Source organism: Nocardia paucivorans NBRC 100373, from assembly GCF_000308675.1.
Classification (GTDB): Bacteria; Actinomycetota; Actinomycetes; order Mycobacteriales; family Mycobacteriaceae; genus Nocardia; species Nocardia paucivorans.
This window is the reverse complement of sequence record NZ_BAGE01000041.1, coordinates 492,182-510,497: the sequence shown is the minus strand read 5'-3', so window position 1 is coordinate 510,497 and position 18,316 is coordinate 492,182. Positions and strand designations below refer to the sequence as shown.

20 protein-coding genes are annotated in these 18,316 nt (G+C 67.3%); 15 read left to right on the top strand and 5 right to left on the bottom strand.

Annotation, left to right across the window (positions count from 1 at the left end):
• Nucleotides 1-32: 32 nt before the first annotated feature.
• From ON32_RS13900 to ON32_RS13865, 8 genes are all read left to right on the top strand, one after another.
• Nucleotides 33-1,133, top strand: a complete 1,101-nt coding sequence (locus ON32_RS13900; RefSeq protein ID WP_040791357.1) for an alcohol dehydrogenase catalytic domain-containing protein — start codon at nucleotides 33-35, stop codon at nucleotides 1,131-1,133.
• Nucleotides 1,134-1,257: 124 nt separating this feature from the next.
• A complete protein-coding gene (gene dapB, locus ON32_RS13895) occupies nucleotides 1,258-2,010 on the top strand; it encodes a 4-hydroxy-tetrahydrodipicolinate reductase (RefSeq protein ID WP_040791356.1) in 753 nt (250 codons plus the stop codon).
• Complete coding sequence (locus tag ON32_RS13890; RefSeq protein ID WP_051133203.1) at nucleotides 2,007-2,504, top strand: hypothetical protein; 498 nt, start codon at nucleotides 2,007-2,009, stop codon at nucleotides 2,502-2,504. Before dapB ends, ON32_RS13890 begins: the two co-directional genes overlap by 4 nt.
• 88 nt (nucleotides 2,505-2,592) lie before the next feature.
• Entirely contained in the window at nucleotides 2,593-2,892 is a 300-nt protein-coding gene (locus ON32_RS13885; protein ID WP_040791195.1) for a DUF4168 domain-containing protein, read from the top strand.
• A 74-nt stretch (nucleotides 2,893-2,966) separates the two neighbouring features.
• Entirely contained in the window at nucleotides 2,967-3,419 is a 453-nt protein-coding gene (locus tag ON32_RS13880) for a flavodoxin family protein (protein WP_040791354.1), read from the top strand.
• A 91-nt stretch (nucleotides 3,420-3,510) separates the two neighbouring features.
• Entirely contained in the window at nucleotides 3,511-4,209 is a 699-nt protein-coding gene (locus tag ON32_RS13875) for a DNA-binding response regulator (protein WP_083874455.1), read from the top strand.
• Nucleotides 4,206-5,495, top strand: a complete 1,290-nt coding sequence (locus ON32_RS13870) for a sensor histidine kinase (protein ID WP_040791194.1) — start codon at nucleotides 4,206-4,208, stop codon at nucleotides 5,493-5,495. Before ON32_RS13875 ends, ON32_RS13870 begins: the two co-directional genes overlap by 4 nt.
• Entirely contained in the window at nucleotides 5,488-6,531 is a 1,044-nt protein-coding gene (locus ON32_RS13865; protein WP_040791193.1) for a DUF8320 family protein, read from the top strand. The genes ON32_RS13870 and ON32_RS13865 overlap by 8 nt, the downstream gene beginning before the upstream one ends.
• Nucleotides 6,532-6,549: 18 nt before the next feature.
• Here ON32_RS13865 and ON32_RS13860 read toward each other — a convergent pair whose 3' ends face one another.
• A complete protein-coding gene (locus ON32_RS13860; RefSeq protein WP_040791192.1) occupies nucleotides 6,550-7,038 on the bottom strand; it encodes a hypothetical protein in 489 nt (162 codons plus the stop codon).
• Nucleotides 7,039-7,228: 190 nt separating this feature from the next.
• Here ON32_RS13860 and dapA point away from each other — a divergent pair, with 190 nt between their 5' ends.
• Both dapA and ON32_RS13850 read left to right on the top strand, forming a co-directional pair.
• A complete protein-coding gene (gene dapA / locus ON32_RS13855) occupies nucleotides 7,229-8,137 on the top strand; it encodes a 4-hydroxy-tetrahydrodipicolinate synthase (protein ID WP_040791191.1) in 909 nt (302 codons plus the stop codon).
• Nucleotides 8,134-10,134 (top strand): ribonuclease J, encoded by a 2,001-nt coding sequence (locus ON32_RS13850; protein WP_040791190.1) that lies wholly within the window; start codon nucleotides 8,134-8,136, stop codon nucleotides 10,132-10,134. The genes dapA and ON32_RS13850 overlap by 4 nt, the downstream gene beginning before the upstream one ends.
• 131 nt (nucleotides 10,135-10,265) lie before the next feature.
• On the opposite strand, the gene ON32_RS13845 is transcribed toward ON32_RS13850, so the two are convergent.
• Both ON32_RS13845 and ON32_RS13840 read right to left on the bottom strand, forming a co-directional pair.
• On the bottom strand, nucleotides 10,266-10,823 hold the full coding sequence (locus ON32_RS13845) for a WKL family lipoprotein (protein WP_040791189.1): 558 nt from the start codon (nucleotides 10,821-10,823) through the stop codon (nucleotides 10,266-10,268).
• Between the two features lie 63 nt (nucleotides 10,824-10,886).
• A complete protein-coding gene (locus ON32_RS13840) occupies nucleotides 10,887-11,285 on the bottom strand; it encodes a DUF4189 domain-containing protein (protein ID WP_040791188.1) in 399 nt (132 codons plus the stop codon).
• 135 nt (nucleotides 11,286-11,420) lie between these two features.
• Between ON32_RS13840 and ON32_RS13835 the strand changes: the two genes are divergently transcribed.
• From ON32_RS13835 to ON32_RS13825, 3 genes are all read left to right on the top strand, one after another.
• Complete coding sequence (locus tag ON32_RS13835; protein ID WP_085995191.1) at nucleotides 11,421-12,044, top strand: TIGR03085 family metal-binding protein; 624 nt, start codon at nucleotides 11,421-11,423, stop codon at nucleotides 12,042-12,044.
• 153 nt (nucleotides 12,045-12,197) lie between these two features.
• Entirely contained in the window at nucleotides 12,198-14,849 is a 2,652-nt protein-coding gene (locus ON32_RS13830) for a DNA translocase FtsK (protein WP_040791187.1), read from the top strand.
• Between the two features lie 144 nt (nucleotides 14,850-14,993).
• On the top strand, nucleotides 14,994-16,013 hold the full coding sequence (locus tag ON32_RS13825; protein ID WP_040791186.1) for a TerC family protein: 1,020 nt from the start codon (nucleotides 14,994-14,996) through the stop codon (nucleotides 16,011-16,013).
• Between the two features lie 39 nt (nucleotides 16,014-16,052).
• Here the strand turns inward: ON32_RS13825 and ON32_RS13820 are convergent, their stop codons facing one another.
• Together ON32_RS13820 and ON32_RS13815 are read right to left on the bottom strand one after the other, a co-directional pair.
• A complete protein-coding gene (locus ON32_RS13820) occupies nucleotides 16,053-16,343 on the bottom strand; it encodes a YciI family protein (protein WP_040791185.1) in 291 nt (96 codons plus the stop codon).
• A gap of 41 nt (nucleotides 16,344-16,384) precedes the next feature.
• Complete coding sequence (locus tag ON32_RS13815) at nucleotides 16,385-16,936, bottom strand: amino-acid N-acetyltransferase (RefSeq protein ID WP_040791184.1); 552 nt, start codon at nucleotides 16,934-16,936, stop codon at nucleotides 16,385-16,387.
• A 113-nt stretch (nucleotides 16,937-17,049) separates the two neighbouring features.
• On the opposite strand from ON32_RS13815, the gene pgsA reads away from it, so the two are divergent.
• Both pgsA and ON32_RS13805 read left to right on the top strand, forming a co-directional pair.
• Nucleotides 17,050-17,694 (top strand): CDP-diacylglycerol--glycerol-3-phosphate 3-phosphatidyltransferase, encoded by a 645-nt coding sequence (pgsA, locus tag ON32_RS13810; protein WP_040791183.1) that lies wholly within the window; start codon nucleotides 17,050-17,052, stop codon nucleotides 17,692-17,694.
• On the top strand, nucleotides 17,691-18,221 hold the full coding sequence (locus tag ON32_RS13805) for a CinA family protein (RefSeq protein ID WP_040791351.1): 531 nt from the start codon (nucleotides 17,691-17,693) through the stop codon (nucleotides 18,219-18,221). The genes pgsA and ON32_RS13805 overlap by 4 nt, the downstream gene beginning before the upstream one ends.
• Nucleotides 18,222-18,316: the final 95 nt, after the last annotated feature.

The following is an 18,316-nucleotide window of genomic DNA, read 5'->3' as shown; positions in this document are numbered from 1 at the left end:
TCACCCGGCACGAACACGGTTACCGTGTGGACATGAGAATTCGTGGAGCAGTGTTGGAACGGATCGCGGCGCCCGCGCCGTTCGCGGATTCGGAACCCATCGCCGTCGGCGAGCTCGAACTCGCCGAACCCGGTCCCGGGGAACTGCTCGTCCGAATCGAGGCGGCGGGAGTGTGTCATTCCGACCTGTCGGTGGTCGATGGCAACCGCGTCCGACCGCTGCCCATGCTGCTCGGCCACGAGGCCGCCGGGCGAGTGGAACAGGTCGGGCCCGGCGTCGACCTGGCGGTCGGACAGCGAGTGGTGATGACCTTCCTCCCGCGCTGCGGCGACTGCGCGGGCTGCGCCTCCGACGGACGCATGCCGTGTATCCCCGGTAGCGCCGCCAACAACGCCGGTGAGCTGTTGGGTGGCGGGCGGCGGCTGCGCCGCGACGGTGCCGACGTACACCACCATCTCGGGGTATCCGCCTTCGCCACCCATGCGGTGGTGGACCGCCGCTCGGTGGTGCCGGTGGACGACGATGTGCCTCCGGAGGTCGCCGCCGTGCTCGGCTGCGCCGTGCTCACCGGCGGCGGAGCCCTGCTGAACTCGGCACGGCCCACCGCAACCGACCGCGTCATGGTGGTCGGCCTGGGTGGGGTCGGGATGGCGGCGGTACTGGTCGCGGTCGCGCTCGGTGTGCAAGAGGTGATTGCCGTGGACACAGTGGCCGATAAAACGGCCCTCGCCCGGGAATTCGGCGCCGACGCCGCCTACACCCCCGCCGAACTCGCCGAACGGAATGTTCAGGCGGAGATCGTGGTCGAGGCGGCGGGCGCGGTGCGCGCCTTCGAGACGGCGGTCGCCGCCACTGCTCCAGGCGGTACCACCGTCACCGTGGGGCTGCCGTCTCCCGATGCGCGGGCGAGTATTTCCCCTCTCGGACTGGTGGCCCAGGGACGTTCCATCGTCGGTAGCTATCTGGGCTCGGCGGTCCCGTCGCGCGATATCCCCGAATACGTGCGAATGTGGCGCGCCGGCACCCTCCCGGTCGAACGGCTGATCTCGGCACGGATCGGATTGGACGGGATCAACAAGGCAATGGACGACCTCGCCGCCGGCCATGCCCTCCGTCAAGTGTTGTGCTTCTGACCGGCGGGGTGAGTGCGGCGAGATGGGGGTGTTCGGTCGGGTGGGAGTCGGTGGGGCGTGCGGCGCGGGGCGGGCAGTAGGCTCGGGGCGGTTGTCCGACGACGAGTAGGGAGTGGTGGGCCAGGTGACGGGGCCGATTCGGGTTGGTGTGTTGGGGGCGCGGGGGAAGGTCGGGACGGCGATCTGCTCGGCCGTCGACGCGGCCGACGATCTGGAGTTGGCCGCTGCCGTGGACAAGGGTGACCCGTTGAGCCGGTTCATCGACACCGATACGCGGGTCGTGGTCGACTTCACCCATCCCGATGTGGTGATGGACAATCTGAAATTCCTGGTGGAACACGGTATTCACGCCGTGGTCGGCACCACCGGCTTCGACGACGCCCGCCTCGACGAGGTACGCGGGTGGCTGGCGGACAAACCCGAGGTCGGGGTGCTCATCGCACCGAACTTCGCCATCGGTGCAGTGCTGTCCATGCGGTTCGCCGAGCAGGCGGCGCGGTTCTTCGATTCGGTCGAGGTGGTCGAGCTGCACCATCCGAACAAGGCCGACGCCCCCTCGGGCACCGCCTACCGCACCGCCGGGCTCATCGCCCGGGCCCGGGAGCAGGCCGGTGTGGGGCGCAGTCCCGATGCCACCACCAGTGAACTGGACGGCGCCCGCGGTGCGGAGGTGGACGGGGTGCACGTACATTCCGTGCGGTTGGCCGGTCTGGTCGCGCACCAGGAGATCCTGTTCGGCACCCAGGGGGAGACCCTCACCATCCGACACGATTCCCTCGACCGCTCCTCCTTCGCGCCCGGGGTGCTGCTGGGGGTGCGGAATATCGCGCAGCGGCCCGGTCTGACCGTCGGGCTCGATCCTTTCCTGGACCTGTGAGCGATTCCGTTTCCGGGGCCGACCGGCGGGCCCTTCGGACCGTCGCCGTGATCGCGACGCTGGTGCTGGTGCTGGTCTTCTACTTCCTGCTGCTCGGGCGTATCGCGATCGGTCTGCTCATCTCCGGCGACGCGGCCGCGGCCGCCATCGGTGTCGGTGTGCTGATCCTGCCGCTGCTCGGGATATGGATGGTGGTGGCCACCGTCCGCGCCGCTCTGGCCCATCAGCATCTGGCTCGGCGGATCCACGCCGAAGGGCTGGAACTGGATGTGTCGGGGCTGCCGCGCCGTCCGTCCGGACGTATCGACCGCGCCGCCGCCGACGCGTTGTTCCTCGAGGTGAAACGGGAATGGGAGGCCGACCCCGACAATTGGCGGGTTTCCTACCGGCTGGCCCGCGCCTACGACTACGCAGGCGACCGCACCCGCGCCCGCGCGACCATGCGCAGAGCGGTGGAACTGGAGAAACGCGAGCGAGAAGGCAACGCGTCCTGACGGACCTCGGTCCCACCCGGTTGCCGAATCCGTTCCGCGGCCGGACCATCCACCGTGGCCTGTCGCACAGGCTCTACAGTGATGCGCTATGACCGATTCGTTCACCGAAGCGCAGCTCATGCGGTTCGTCCGGGCCACCCGCGAGATCACCGCCACGGCCCGGGAATACGACTCGCAGTTCGAGGCGGCAGCGCACGATTCGGACCGGCTGCGTCGAGTCGGTGACGAATTCGCCGCCAGATCCGAGGAGATCATCCGGGCGTCCGGCCTCGACCGGCGAACCTACGACGAGATCGATGCCGAAACCCAACGGGACGAAGCGCTCTGGCAACGTCTGCGCGATCTGGTTACCGCCCCGGAAGAGCCCGTCGTCCCGGGCGAGGACTGACCGGCGGCTCGGATACGGCGCCGCCGCGATTCGCCGACGCCACTGCGGTGGTTCTGCGGGTTACGCTCGTCGACGTGCCGCGACTGCTGATCGTCCATCACACGCCCTCTCCGCATATGCAGGAGATGTTCGAGGCGGTCGTCGCCGGCGCCACCGATCCCGAGATCGAGGGCGTCGAGGTGATCCGCCGCGCCGCATTGGCCGTCACTCCGAGCGATATGCTCGCCGCCGACGGCTATCTGCTCGGTACCCCGGCCAACCTCGGCTATATGTCCGGTGCCCTCAAGCACGCGTTCGACCTCTGCTACTACCCGTGCCTGGATTCCACCCGCGGTCGGCCGTACGGCCTGTACATCCACGGTAACCAGGGCACCGAGGGCGCCGAGCGCGGTGTGGAATCGGTGACCACCGGACTGGGCTGGGTCAAGGCCGCCGCACCGGTGATCGTTTCGGGAGCCCCGGCGAAAACCGACCTGGAACACTGCTGGGAGTTGGGGGCCACCGTCGCGGCGCAATTGACGATCTGAGCGGTGGGCCCCGATTTTTGGTGGGTGACCGTGATCTCGACAACCAGGCATACTGCTACGCGGACGCGGGTGTGCATGGAAGGGTGTCGACGTGACGGATTCCGACGAGAACGTGGACAGGCCACGGAGGATCGGCCTGATCGAGGACCACGAATCGGTGGCGATCGGATTGGCCACCATGTTGGAGCCGCATTCGGATCTGAAACTGGTGGCGACTGCGGGGACCGTTGCCGATCTGCTCGCCGATCCCGCCTGCCGCGGTGCCGACGGCAAACCGGAACTCGACCTGGTCGTGCTCGATCTGCGGCTGTCCGACGGGTCCTCGCCCGAGGACAATGTGCGCACGCTGCGGGACAACGGTATCGAGGTTCTGGTCTTCACCGGGGCGGAGAACGCCTTCCTGGTGCGGTCCGCCGCGCGGGCGGGGGTGCTCGGGGTGGTCCGCAAATCCGAGGACGTGCCCACGGTGGTGGCCGCGGTACGGCGGGCCGCCTTCGGCGAACAGGTGGTCACCACCGACTGGGCGGCCGCCATCGACGGTGATCCGCAACTGTCCAGCGTCGGACTGAGCCCGCGGCAGGAGGAGGTCCTCACCCTGTACGCCTCCGGGGAGAAGGCGTCGCGAGTGGCCCGGCTGACGGGCCTGTCCGAGCAGACCGTCAACGACTACCTGGGCCGGATTCGGCAGAAATACGCCGATGCCGGGCGACCCGCGCCCACCAAGACCGATCTGTACAAACGGGCGGTGGAGGACGGGTGGCTTCCGGTTCCGGAACACCGTCCGGAATGAGCGCGTTCCCCGCCCCCGCCGTCGCGGCGGGATCCGTGCCGGGCCCGGTGGATCGTTCGGGTGCGCGGCGCCGGTGGTTCGGGTCTTTCGCATTGTCCGGGCCGCCCGAGTACGAAAGCGCCGTCGACCGTATTCAACGTCGTTTCGGCCTGGCCATCGGGGTGGGCGGATCGATCGCCGCGTTATTGGAACTGCCCGAGATCCTGGCGCAGAGCAGTCGGTCGACCGTCTCCTGGTCCCTCGCCGTCATGGTCTTGGCATTCGGCCTGTTTCCCGTCCTCGCCGGGGTATCGGTGTTGGCGGGTCCCCGGGTGATCCGGATGGTCTCGGGTATCGCGGCGATCGGCTATCTGGCGTCCATGTGCCTGATCCTGCTGACCTATGCGCAGCCGTTGGCGGATCCCTCGGCGGTATGGGTGTATCGGCTGCTCGCCATCGGTGTGTCGGCCGCGGGTCTGGCCTGGCGAACCGTGCCCGCCACGATCTACCTCGCCGCCGGCTCGGTCCTGGCCGCCATCGCGAATGTTCTCCTCCTGGATCGGTCGTCGATACCGCTCGTCCTCGAAGGGTTCGCCCGGGCCGCCGGGCTGTGCGCGCTGTTTCTGTGGTGTTTGGTCTACGCCAAAGCGGCAGCGGTCCGGGTGGATCGGGAGTCGGAGGCCGCGAGTGCCCGCGCGGCCGCGGTGGCCGGGGCGGCGGCACGTGATCGCGAGCGGGCCCGATTCGCGGCCCTGATCCATGACGGTGTGCTGTCGACACTGTTGGACGCCTCCCGATCGGGCACCGAATCGCCGATCCTGCGACGGCAGGCCCAACGCACCCTCGACCAGCTCAACGCCTGTCGGGATACCGAATCCGCGCCCGACCGACTGGATACCGATGCGGTTGTGGGATTTCTGCGCTCGGCGGTGCACGAGGTGAACGACGATATCGGTTTCGTCGCCCATCGGTCCGCCGGAAGCGACGAGCTGCGGATGCCGGTGCGAGCGGCGAGCACCCTGGCGGCCGCGCTGGCCGAGGCGGCCCGTAACAGCATGCGGCATGCCGATGTGCCGGGGCGCCCGGTGTGTCGGGCGGTGATCGTCACCGTCGGCGCGGGCGGTATCCGAGTGGTACTGCGCGACGACGGGGCGGGTTTCGACCAGAACCGGGTGCCGCCCGACCGGCTCGGTATCTCGGTGAGCATTCTCGGCCGGATGCGTCAGTTGCCCGGCGGCGCCGGTTTCGTGGAATCCACACCGGGGCAGGGCACTTCGGTCACCTTGGTCTGGGGCAGCGATGGTTGATCGGGGAGAGGTCGCCGAGTCGCGGTCCGCCGATCACACCGAGTTACGGGATCTGCTGGGGCTGCGGGGGCGGGCCGGATGGTTGTTCCTGGCGGTGTTGGAGCTGACCATCCTGCTGTACATGATCCGCAATTTCTCGGTCGGCGAGCCGATTCCGTCGGCAATCGGCCTGGTGTTGCTGATGGCGGCCGGAATTGTCGTCCTGCTGATACCGGGCGATCCGCTACCGTGGCCCGCGACCGGTTATATCGTCGTTGCCGGTCCGGTGGCGATAGCGTTGACCACCCCGGAGGAGGTGACCGGCGAGTCCGGGCAGACCTGGACGGTGTTCGCGGCCTCGTATGTGCTCGCGGTGCTGGTGTTGCGCAACCGGATGGGCGCCGCCTGGCTCGGGGTGGGTGGTGCCGCCACGGTGCTCGGGTTGCTTGCGACGTTCTCCACCGTGGCGGTTCGATCGCTGGTCGCATCCATTGTCCCGGTGGCCACGGTGGCCGGTGTCTCGATGTGCGTGGTGATTCTGCGGCCCACCCAGCGTTCGCTGCGCCTGTTACAGGAGGAGGCCGCGCTGCGGGCCGCCGCCGAGGCCGCCCTGGCGGCCGAGAGCGGGGAGCGCCTGCGTCAGCTGGCCCGACTGGACAAGGTCGCTCGACCGATGCTCGAACGGATAGCTCGCGGCGCGGAGTTGACCGCCGCCGACCGCGAGCAGTGTCGCCTGCTGGAGGCCGAGCTGCGGGACGGGCTGCGCGCACCGCAACTGGCCACCAACGAGCTCGCCGCTGCCGCCCGAGAGGCGCGGGCCCGCGGTGTGGAGGTGGTACTGCTCGACGACGGGGGTTTCGCGGCCGTGTCGGATCAGGTGCGCCGACAGGTGATAGAGGTGGCCGTTCGGGAGCTGGACGCGGCCGAGTCGGGTTCGGTGACCGTTCGGGTGCTGCCGGTGGGTCGGCGCATTGTGGCGACGGTATTGGCCGATACCGTCGCCACGAGCCGACGCACCGAGATCGATGCCGGAGGGACCGTGGTTGTCACCACCTGAGCGCCGCCCCGGTGCGGGCTACTCCTCTTCGTCGCCGCGGGAGTTGTCCCGGGGAGAGGCCGGACGGCTCTTGGGGGCGCCGTAGCCGCGCATCTGGTCGCGCAGGGCACCCGAGACCACCCCGGAGAGCCAGGAGTTCAAGGATTGGCCGCTTTGGGCGGCGGCCTCTTCGGCGCGGGATTTCAGTTGTTCGACCAGTCGTAGTGTCACCCGGCTGATATCCCCGGTCATCTCCTCGAAGCCGATCGGCTCCTCCGCCGCGGGTGGGTTCTTGTGCACATCGACGGTCGCCTCGGAGCCGGTGAGCGAGATCCGTACCGTTCGGTCGCCGAGCTGTTCGGAAACCGTATCGGCCAGGTCCGAGAGCGCTGACAGCAGGACCAGCCGGGCGGAGCTCTCCACCGCCGTGGCCAGCGCGGCCGCGGTCGCCTGGGTTTTCTCGTCGCCCAGTGCGGCCGCCGCGATCAGGTCTTCGCGGAGGCGGGCGGTGTAAGGGGTCAAATCCATGACTTCATTGTGATGTCACAAATGACGTCACACAAGGATCGATTTGATGTCGTAGTGATGTCAAAACTGTGATTATGCGCAGTCATCACGACCCTTCGGCGGGTTTCGGGACGAGGATCACCGGTCTCGGCGCGCAGAACCCGGATGAGGGTGTCGATGGGGTGTCCCCGACCGGGTAGCCTTTTTGACCATGACGAACGGTGAATCGACGCCTCCGGTGTTGAGCGCGTCCGGCACGGTGGGTGTCGCGATGGTGACTCCTTTCGGAGTCGATGGGAAGCTCGACATCGATGCCGGCGTCGCCTTGGCGAATCGTTTGGTCGATCGTGGTGTCGACCTGCTCGTGGTGTCCGGAACCACGGGTGAATCGCCGACCACCACCGAATCGGAGAAGTCCGATCTGCTGCGTGCCGTGGTCTCTTCGGTAGGTACTCGGGCGACCGTGATCGCGGGCGCGGGTACATACGACACCGCGCACTCCATCGAACTCGCGCGCAATGCCCAGCGCGCCGGCGCGCACGGTCTGTTGGTGGTGACGCCCTACTATTCGCGGCCGACCCAGGAAGGTCTGTACGCGCATTTCACCGCGATCGCCGATGCCACCGATCTGCCGGTGACCCTCTACGACATTCCGCCGCGCTCGGTGGTGCCGATCGCCTTCGACACCATTCGTCGACTCGCCGAACATCCGCGGATCGTCGCGGTGAAGGACGCCAAAGGAGATCTGAATGCCGGTGCCGAGCTGATCGAAAGCACCGGCCTGGCCTTCTATTCGGGTGACGATATGTTGAACCTGCCCTGGCTCTCGGTCGGCGCGGTCGGGTTCATCAGCGTGATCGGACACCTGGTGCCGGAGCGGCTGCGGGAAATGCTCGACGCCTACAACGCCGGTGAGGTGGTACGCGCCCGCAAGATCAATGCCGGGCTGCTGCGGCTCAATGCCGCCATGGCCCGATTGGGGGGTGTGGCGATGACCAAGGGCGCCCTGCGTCTGCTCGGTGTCGAGGTCGGTGAGCCGCGTCTTCCGCAGCTCATGCCGAGCGCCGACCAGCTCGAGGAACTGGCCGCGGATCTGAGAGCGGCCGAGGTGCTCGTATGACGGAACCGACCGGCCGTCGTTCCCGTCGCGCCGCCCGCCGGGCGGCGGGGCCCGCCGCTCCCGCCCCGCAGTCACCTGTCACCGCGGAACGGACGGCGGTCGAGGCCGAACCGACGGCACCCACCGGTGCGACGGAGTCGCCCGCGGCGCAGTCGGTGTCCGCGGGCCCGGAACAGGCCGAACCCCGGCGCGCACCGGAACGCACCACCAAACAGGAGAGCGCCCGAACGCAATCGGATCGGGGTCGGCGCGGTCGTTCCCGAGGTTCCGGGCGAGGCCGGTCCGAACCGGTGGTTGCGGAGAGCCCGGAGGTGGTCGCGCAGGATCGGCTCGGGGTGCCGCCGAAGGCGCCGCGGGGCGGTCTGCGGGTTTTCGCGCTGGGCGGTATCGGGGAAATCGGTCGTAATATGACCGTTTTCGAGTACGGCGGCAAACTGCTCATCGTCGACTGCGGGGTGCTCTTCCCGGAGGACCAGCAGCCCGGGGTGGACCTGATCCTGCCCGATTTTCGGCCCATCGAGGACCGGATGGACGATGTCGTCGCGGTGGTGCTCACCCACGGACACGAGGACCATATCGGCGCCGTGCCCTTCCTGCTGCGGCTGCGACCGGATATCCCGGTGGTCGGCTCCAAGTTCACCCTCGCCCTGGTGGCCGCGAAATGCCGGGAACACCGCCAGCATCCGAAGCTGATCCAGGTGACCGAGGGACAACGCACCGAGCACGGGCCGTTCGAGTGCGAATACTTCGCCGTCAACCATTCGATTCCCGACGCCCTCGCGGTTGCCATTCGCACCCCGGCCGGGCTGGTGCTGCACACCGGAGACATCAAACTCGATCAGCTTCCGCTGGATGGCCGGCTCACCGACCTGGCCGGTTTCTCCCGGCTCGGTGACGAGGGTGTCGATCTGTTCCTGGTCGATTCCACCAATGCCGAGGTGCCCGGATTCGTCATGCCGGAACGGGAGATCGGCGGGGTGCTCGACAGTGTGATCGGCAAGGCCCGCAGCCGGGTGATCGTCGCGTCGTTCGCCAGCCATGTGCACCGTATCCAGCAGGTCGTGGACGTGGCCATGCGATACGGGCGGCGGGTGTGTTTCGTCGGCCGGTCGATGGTGCGGAATATGCAGATCGCGCAGGATCTGGGATATCTGACCGTGCCGGACGGTCTGGTCGTGGATCTGGACGTGGCCGCCACCCTGCCCGGGAACAAGTTGGTGCTCATCTCCACCGGCTCCCAGGGGGAACCGCTGTCGGCGCTGTCGCGGATGTCGCGCGGCGACCACCGCCAGATCAACATTCGTTCCGACGATCTGGTGATCCTGGCCTCCTCGCTGATCCCGGGCAACGAGAACTCGGTGTTCACGGTGGTCAACGGTCTGGCCCGGTTGGGCGCCACGGTGATCACCCAGCAGAACGCCAAAGTGCATGTCTCCGGTCACGCCTCGGCCGGTGAACTGTTGTACCTGTACAACGCGGTACGGCCCACCAATGCCATGCCCATCCACGGGGAATGGCGTCATCTGCGCGCCAATGCGGCGCTCGCGGTGGCCACCGGGGTGCCGGAGGAGCGAGTGGTGCTCGCCGAGGACGGCGTGGTGGTCGATCTGGTGGATGGGATCGCCACCATTGTGGGCCGGGTGCCGGTCGGACATGTGTACGTCGACGGACTGTCGGTCGGTGATGTGGGCGAGTCGACGCTGTCGGACCGACTGGTGTTGGGAGAGGGAGGTTTCATCGCCATCACCGTCGCCGTGGACGAGACCACCGGCAAGGCGGTGAGCGTCCCGGAGGTGAGCGGACGCGGTTTCTCCGATGACCCCACCGCATTGGCCGAGGCCGCCGAACTGGTGGAGGCCGAACTGTTGCGGTTGGCCGGCGAGGGCGTCACCGAGATCCATCGCATCGCCCAGGGAGTGCGTCGGGTGGTGGGGCGGTGGGTCGCAGAAACCTACCGGCGCCGCCCGATGATCGTTCCGACCGTTATCGGCGTGTAGATCGTCTCGGGGTCGGTGGACCGGCCCCGAGCTCTCGCCGTGGTCTCGTGACGGCCCTGTGAAACGACGAAACCGCCGAAGGGCTGCTGCCCCGCGGCGGTTTCGTATCGGCTGTCGTGGTGCCCGCGGTATTACTCGTCGGGCTGGCAGGCGGCCGAGTCGAGCTGGGCGGACTTGACGATATTGCACGCGAACTTGTTCGCGATCTTCCACTGATCGCCCTCGGCGATGAAGTCGACGGAGGCGTTCTCCACCGGCTGACCGTCGATGGTGACCTCGGCGTCGGCCTTCAGCTTGCCGTCGGCGGGCTCGCCCACCTTGGTGATCTTCACCGTGACCTTGTTCTTCTTGGCTGCGTCGACCAGTTTGTCGACCAGCTGCGGATCCCGCTCGGCATCCTCGATCCAGGCCAGCTTCTCCTGTTCGCTGACCGACCCGTCGAGCGCACGGTTGATCTTGTCGTTGAGCTCTTCCGGGGTGGGCTTGGGCAGGTTGGGCGGCGTGGTGGTGGCCGGGGCGGCACCCTCTTCGGTGCCCTCACTGCTCTTGCCCGACTCGAAGTCGCCGGCGGCCTGGGTTTCGGACGAGCCCACATCGGACGACTCCTCCGAGGACGTGCACGCGGTGAAGGTGAGGGCGGCGGCGGCCATGGTGATGGCGGCCACGACCCGGAAAGGACGAATTTTCACGATTGGTTCCCCTACGGAAATAGTCACGGACCCGGCGTCGGCCGGTCTGGTTGTCGGAGCTTCTTACAGCGAGTAACCGGAGGTGCAGTTCCAGTGCTCGATGTAGGCGCCGCTGCTCGGGTTGTTCGCCAGTGCCTTGGCCCGTGCCGAGGAGCGGGTGGGGCCCGCGCCGTAGCTGTAGTAACGAGAGGACACCGCCAGGGCGCCGCAGCCGTTGCGCCAGGAGATCTTGGCGACGCAGTCGGCGACACCACATTCCGACACCGCGCGATCCTCGGCCGAGGAGTAACTGGGATAGTCGTAGGAGTAACCGTAACGCCCGGTGGACAGGGAGACGGCGATGGCGCCGTAGTAACTACTCCGCTGCGCGTGCGCCGGTGTCACGGAGACCGCCAGCATCGAACCGATGGTAGCCACCAACACGGCGGCCACGGTGAGAATTTTCTTCAATGGTGTTCCCATCTCTACTTTTTCGATCCACGACCCTATGGATCGCCTGACAAACTACAGAGCCGGCCATCGGAGGGCAACCGAGCGAATGCCCCGAAAGCCATGGGCTGCGCCCCGTGGAACGGTTCTTCCACTACATTTGGAGTGGTGAACATGGCCCAGCGGGAACGTCGCGCACTCGTCGAGACGATGGAGATCGCCGGACCGGACGCGCCGACTCTATGCGGTGAGTGGACGGTGCGCGACCTCGCCGCGCATCTGGTGGTGCGGGAGCGCCGCCCCGACGCCGCCCCGGGGATCCTGTTGCGTCCATTCGCCGGATATCTGCGACGGGTGCAGGACAAGGCCGCGCGTCGGCCGTTTCCCGACCTGCTCGACCGGGTGCGCAATGGCCCACCCTGGTGGTCGCCGCTGCGTCCGGTGGACGCCGTCGCGAATCTGAGCGAGATGTTCGTCCATCATGAGGATGTGCGTCGCGCCCGGCCGGGGTGGGAGCCGCGGGAGCTGTCCGCCGAGGATCAGCAACGGCTGTGGTCGATGGTGCGCCGGGTGGCGTCGATGACCTACCGTAGATCCCCGGTGCCGGTGGATCTGGTGACACCCGAGGGTGCGCGGACCCGGGTCGGTGCCAAGGTCGGAGACCCGGTGACCGTGACGGGGACACCCGCCGAACTACTGTTGCACGCCTTCGGCCGCGACCAGGTCCGGATCGAGACAGCGGGTGATCCGGAGGCCGTGCGAACGGTGTTGGGCCTGGACCGATCGGTGTGATCGCCGCGGGCGGTTCCTTTTCCTACGACGGAGCTCCGGGGCCGGATGGCGCCGGTATGCGGTGCGGTACGTCGGATGTTCTTCGTCGGGTGCGACGGGCGATACCAGTGTTGCGGATGGTCTCGCCGCGGCGAATGCGGCTAGCCTGAGCCCATGGCAGGTAAGTCCCGCAGCACGACCACGACGGGTGCGCGGGCGGGATCGGCTCGGGGGCGCTCGACCACGGCACGTTCTCGTTCGGGCAGCGCGCGCTCGACCACTGCACGTTCGGATACTCCCCGTGCGAAGACCTCTCGTGCAAAAACCGCTCGTTCGGGCGCCACGAGCCGGGCCGCCGCCCCGCGCGGACGGGCCGCCGCCCCGCGAAAACCGGCCCGTCGGCAGTCCGATACGGCGCCGGTGGCGGTATTCGGTCGGGCCCTCGGCAGCGGCTGGACCATGACGGCGCGGGGACTCGGCGCCACCGTTCGCGCCGTCGGGCGGGCGGGCGAGATCGAACACGGCCACCGGCGGGACGGTATCGCGTTGGCACTCATCGCGGTCGGCACCGTTATCGCGGCCGCGGTTTGGTTCTCGGCCGGTGGGCCGGTCGGGGGCCTGGTGGAGACCACCGTCCGCGCTATCACGGGCTCTGCCTCCGGGATGTTGCCGTTCGTGCTGTGCGGGATCGCCGTGGTGCTCATGCGCACCGAGCCCCGGCCGGAGATCCGCCCCCGACTGGTGTTGGGTGGGGCGCTGGTGGGGCTGCCGCTGCTCGGGCTGTGGCATATCGCCGATGGCGCGCCCAGCGACGCGGCGGGCCGCGCCCACGCCGCGGGCTTCGTGGGATTCGTCATGGGTGGTCCGATCACCCAGGGGTTCACCGCCTGGTTGTCCACCCCGATCCTGTTGATGGCCCTCGTTTTCGGCGCGCTGCTGCTCACCGGGACAACGGTCCGGGAGGTGCCTCAGCGGCTACGCGAGTACTTCGGCACCGGTGGCGCGGAGCCGGCGGACGACGAATATGGCGATTACCGGTCCGAATACGGGCCTGCCGAGTACGGTACGGATGGTTTCCCCGCGCCTCGGCCCCGTTCGCGTCGGCGCGGACGCGGTTCCGCCGAGAGTTACCCGACCGACGAATACGAGGATGCCGATACCGCGGGTGAGCCGCCGCTGCGCGATGCGAAACCGATTGCTGCCGAATCCGCGTCGATCGCCGAGCCGCCCGCCGAACGGCCGAAGCGGAGAAAACGCGCGGCCGAACCCGTCGACCAGACCCCGCTGCCCCTGCCGGAACCGGAGTTCGTCACCGAGCGGGTCACCGAGGGCGGGTACACACTGCCGCCGATGAAACTGCTCATCGATGGCGACCCGCCCAAGAAACGCAGCGCCGCGAACGAATCGATGATCGAGGCGATCACCGAGGTGCTGGTGCAGTTCAGGATCGATGCCGCGGTGACCGGATTCGTCCGGGGGCCGACGGTCACCCGATACGAGGTCGAACTCGGCCCCGGGGTGAAGGTGGAGAAGATCACCGCGCTGGCCCGCAATATCGCCTATGCCGTCGCCACCGAGAACGTGCGACTGCTGGCCCCCATTCCGGGTAAGTCCGCGGTGGGTATCGAGGTGCCCAATTCCGATCGAGAACTGGTGCGTCTGGCGGATGTGTTGAAGGCGCCCGCGACCCGTAACGATCACCATCCGCTGGTGATCGGACTCGGCAAGAACATCGAAGGCGAATTCGTCGCGGCCAATCTGGCGAAGATGCCGCATCTTCTGGTGGCCGGTTCCACCGGGTCCGGTAAGTCGAGTTTCGTGAACTCGATGCTGGTCTCGCTGCTGCAGCGGGCCACCCCGGACGAGGTCCGGATGATCCTGATCGATCCGAAGATGGTGGAACTGACCCCCTACGAGGGCATTCCGCATCTGATCACTCCCATCATCACCCAGCCGAAGAAGGCCGCGGCCGCGCTGGCCTGGCTGGTGGAGGAGATGGAGCAGCGTTATCAGGACATGCAGGCCAGCCGGGTCCGGCATATCGACGACTTCAATCGGAAGGTCAAATCGGGGGCCATCACCACCCCGTTGGGCAGCGAACGGGTGTACCGCCCCTATCCGTACATTCTCGCCATCGTCGACGAGCTGGCCGATTTGATGATGACCGCGCCGCGCGATGTCGAGGACGCCATCGTGCGAATCACCCAGAAGGCGCGGGCCGCGGGTATCCATCTGGTGCTGGCCACCCAGCGTCCGTCGGTGGATGTGGTCACCGGTCTGATCAAGACGAACGTGCCGTCCCGGTTGGCGTTCGCCACCTCCTCGCTCACCGATTCCCGGGTGATCCTGGACCAACCCGGGGCCGAGAAACTCATCGGTATGGGTGACGGGCTCTTCCTGCCCATGGGAGCGGGAAAACCGATCCGATTGCAGGGCGCGTTCATCAGCGACGAGGAGATCCAGGCCGTCGTCGAGTTCACCAAGAAACAGGCCGAGCCCGAATACACCGAAGGGGTCACCAGCGCCAAGGCGGGGGAGAAGAAGGATGTCGACCCCGATATCGGCGACGATCTGGACCTGTTCTTGCAGGCGGTGGAGCTGGTGGTCACCTCCCAGTTCGGGTCGACCTCGATGCTGCAACGCAAATTGCGGGTCGGTTTCGCCAAGGCCGGTCGGTTGATGGATCTGATGGAGACCCGCGGGGTGGTGGGTCCCAGCGAGGGGTCGAAGGCGCGGGAGGTCCTGGTCAAACCGGACGAACTCGACGGACTGCTCTGGTCGATTCGCGGCGGCGGGGACGATGCCCCGGAGTCGTCCGAGGACTGAACGGTTTCCCATGCCGCCGGGAGGACCGGATCACATCGGCCTCTCGGCGGGTATGAAATGCGACCGGGGCACCCCGCAATCCGAGAAAATCGGACAAATCAGGCATAATGGCGGCATGGGTCGCACCGTCGAACGGATCGCCGCATGCAGGTAACGACATTGGTATGGGGGATCACCATCCTGGTGATTCTCGGTCTGTTCGTCTTCGATTTCTTCGCCCATGTGCGCACACCGCACGAACCGACCTTCCGGGAATCCGCGTTCTGGTCGGCGTTCTATATCGGCCTCGCCCTCGCCTTCGGCGGTCTGGTCGTCGCGAAATGGGGCGCCGGCCATGCGGGGGAGTACTACGCGGGTTTCATCACCGAGAAGGCGCTCTCGGTGGACAACCTGTTCGTATTCCTCATCATCATGTCCACCTTCGCGGTGCCGCGGGCATACCAGCAGAAGGTTCTGCTGATCGGCATCGTGGTCGCGCTGATGATGCGTGGGGTGTTCATCGCCGTCGGCGCTGCCGCGATCGGCGCCTTCAGCTGGGTTTTCTATCTGTTCGGCATCTTCTTGATCTATACCGCCGCCAAACTCCTGAAAGAGAGCGGGCACGAGATCGAACAGGAGCGTAAACGCGACAGCCGAATCGTCGCGCTGGTCCGACGCCTGGTACCGACCACCGACCGCTTCCACGGCGACTCTCTCACCGCCCGGGTCGACGGCAAGCGCGTGGTCACCCCCATGCTGTTGGCCCTGCTGGCGATCGGATTCGCCGATCTGTTGTTCGCGTTGGACTCCATACCGGCCATCTACGGCCTCACCGAACAGCCCTACCTGGTGTTCACCGCCAACGCTTTCGCGCTCATGGGTCTGCGGCAGCTGTATTTCCTCATCGGAGGCCTACTGGACCGGCTGGTCTACCTGTCCTACGGTTTGGCCGCGATCCTGGCGTTCATCGGGGTGAAACTGGTGCTGCACGCGCTCCACGAGAACAGCCTGCCGTTCGTCAACGGCGGCGAGCAGGTGCCGGTGCCGGAGATCTCCACGGTCGCCTCGCTGTCGGTGATCATCGGAATCCTGGTGCTCGCCACGGGGGCCAGTCTGTGGCGGACCGGTGGCGGAGCTCGGCCGCCCGAGCCCTCGGACTCGGGGATCGTATCGCGCGAGCGGTGACCGTCCGTTCCGGTCGGTGGGCCGTCGCGGCGGATATTCCTATCCGGCGTCGGCGAAGGTGCCGAGCACCGGCTGCCATTCGACCACGCGGACCTCGTCGATCAGTTCCCGACGTGCGAACGGGTCCCGGGTCAACAGCTCCTTCATCGCGGCCTCGTCGTCCGCGCGCATCAGCAGCAACGCGCCGGAACCATCCGGGTACGGGCCGCTGCTGAGCAGGGTGCCGTCGGCCAGCAGATCGGCCAACCAGCCGCGGTGGTCGGGACGATGGGTGTCGCGATCGGCGAGGGTGGCGGCGGAATAGGTGTAGTGGACTGCGAAGATCGGCACGCGCCGAAGCTTAACGATGCCGCCGCTGCCCTGCCATTCCCCTACAGGGTCAGCAGCATGCGGGTATTGCCGAGAGTGTTCGGTTTCACATAACTCAGGTCCAGGAATTCGGCGACACCGGTGTCGTAGGAGCGACACATCTCGGCATAGACCTCGGCGGTCACCGGGGTGCCATCGATCTCCACGAAACCGTGTCGGCCGAAGAACTCCACCTCGAAGGTGAGCACGAACAGCCGTTGCAGTTCCAGCTCTCGAGCCACCTCGATCAATCGCCGCACAATGAGTTTTCCCACACCGTGCCCCTTGACATCCGGATGGACCGCCACGGTGCGGACCTCCCCCAGATCGGCCCACAACACATGGAGGGCGCCGCAGCCGACCACTCGACCACCCTGTTCGGCGACCCAGAACTCCTGAACCGCCTCATACAGGTTGACCAGGTTCTTCTCCAACAGAATCCGGCCCGCGTAGATATCGACCAGCGCCTTGATGGAGGGAACGTCGGAGGTGCGCGCGCGCCGCACCGTCACTTCGTCGGCCGATATTTCGGGCGCATCGCCGGTCGAACCACCCCGTGGTCCCAGTGAGGTCATGGGGTGCACAGTAGTCGGCTCCCCTACCGATAGGCTTGGGGTGTGCCGCACCCCCAGTCGTACCGCCCCCTCTTCCGCGCCGGGCAGCGCGACTGGCCCTTCGAGAGGCGGCCATGAGCGTGTACCCCGAGGAGATGGACCGCCGGCCGACCCTTCCCGTATCACCGCGTCCGGCGCGGACCGAGACCGCCGTTCCGCTGTGGAATATCGCGAATGTGCTCACCATGGTGCGGATCGGCCTGGTTCCACTGTTCGTTGTCGCCCTGTTCGCCGGCGGGGGACACCAGACCGGTTGGCGGATCACCGCCACCGCGCTGTTCGGGCTCGCCGCCATCACCGACCGTTTCGATGGGCAACTGGCTCGCAAATACGGGTTGATCACCGATTTCGGCAAACTCGCCGACCCGATCGCGGACAAGGCATTGATCGGGTCGGCGCTGATCGGGCTGTCACTGCTGGGGGAGCTCGCCTGGTGGATGACCGTGGTGATCTGTTTCCGTGAGATCGCGGTGACGCTGCTGCGGTTGGCGGTGGCCCGCTACGGTGTGATCCCGGCCGGACATGGCGGAAAACTGAAAACCCTGGTGCAGTCATTGGCCATCGGGGTGTTGCTGCTTCCGCTGTCGGGCGGGTTCGCGACGGCGGGGATGACATTGATGTGGGTCGCGTTGGTGCTCACGGTGGTCACCGGGCTGGACTATCTGGGACAGGCGGTGCGGCTGTGGTTCGCCGGCTCCCGACGGTCGCGCGGCGCATGAGCGGGACCGGTGCTCGGGTGGCCACGACCGATCCGTTGGTGGCGGATACCGACGCCGCCGCATTGGTGCGGGCGTTGCGCGCGACCAACCGAACCGTCGCCACCGCGGAATCGCTGACCGCCGGTCTGGTGGCCGCGACCATCGCGGGTGTGCCGGGCGCCAGCGCCGTGCTCCGCGGTGGACTGGTGGTGTACGCCACGGATATGAAGCACGAACTGGCCGGGGTGAGCGAGGAGATACTCGCCACCGAGGGGCCGGTCGCGGTCACCACCGCCGAACAACTGGCGGTCGGGGCTCGAACCCGCTGCGCCGCGGACTGGGGGATCGGGCTGACCGGAGTGGCCGGACCGGATCCGCAGAACGGTATCGGCGCCGGCACGGTGTTCCTCGGACTGGCCGGTCCGGGGCATACCGAGGTTATGCGGTTGAAACTGTCGGGCGACCGGTGGAATATCAGGTTCGACGCGACACGGACGGCGATACGGGAACTGTTGCGGTGTATACGCGGTGGCGCGGCCACCGGATGAATTTCCGGTGACCACTCGGCCGTGCTTCCACCGCGTGCGGGAACCAATTCGCCCGATTCCACGTTGTGCCAGAAAGGACGGCGCGTGCCACGGCA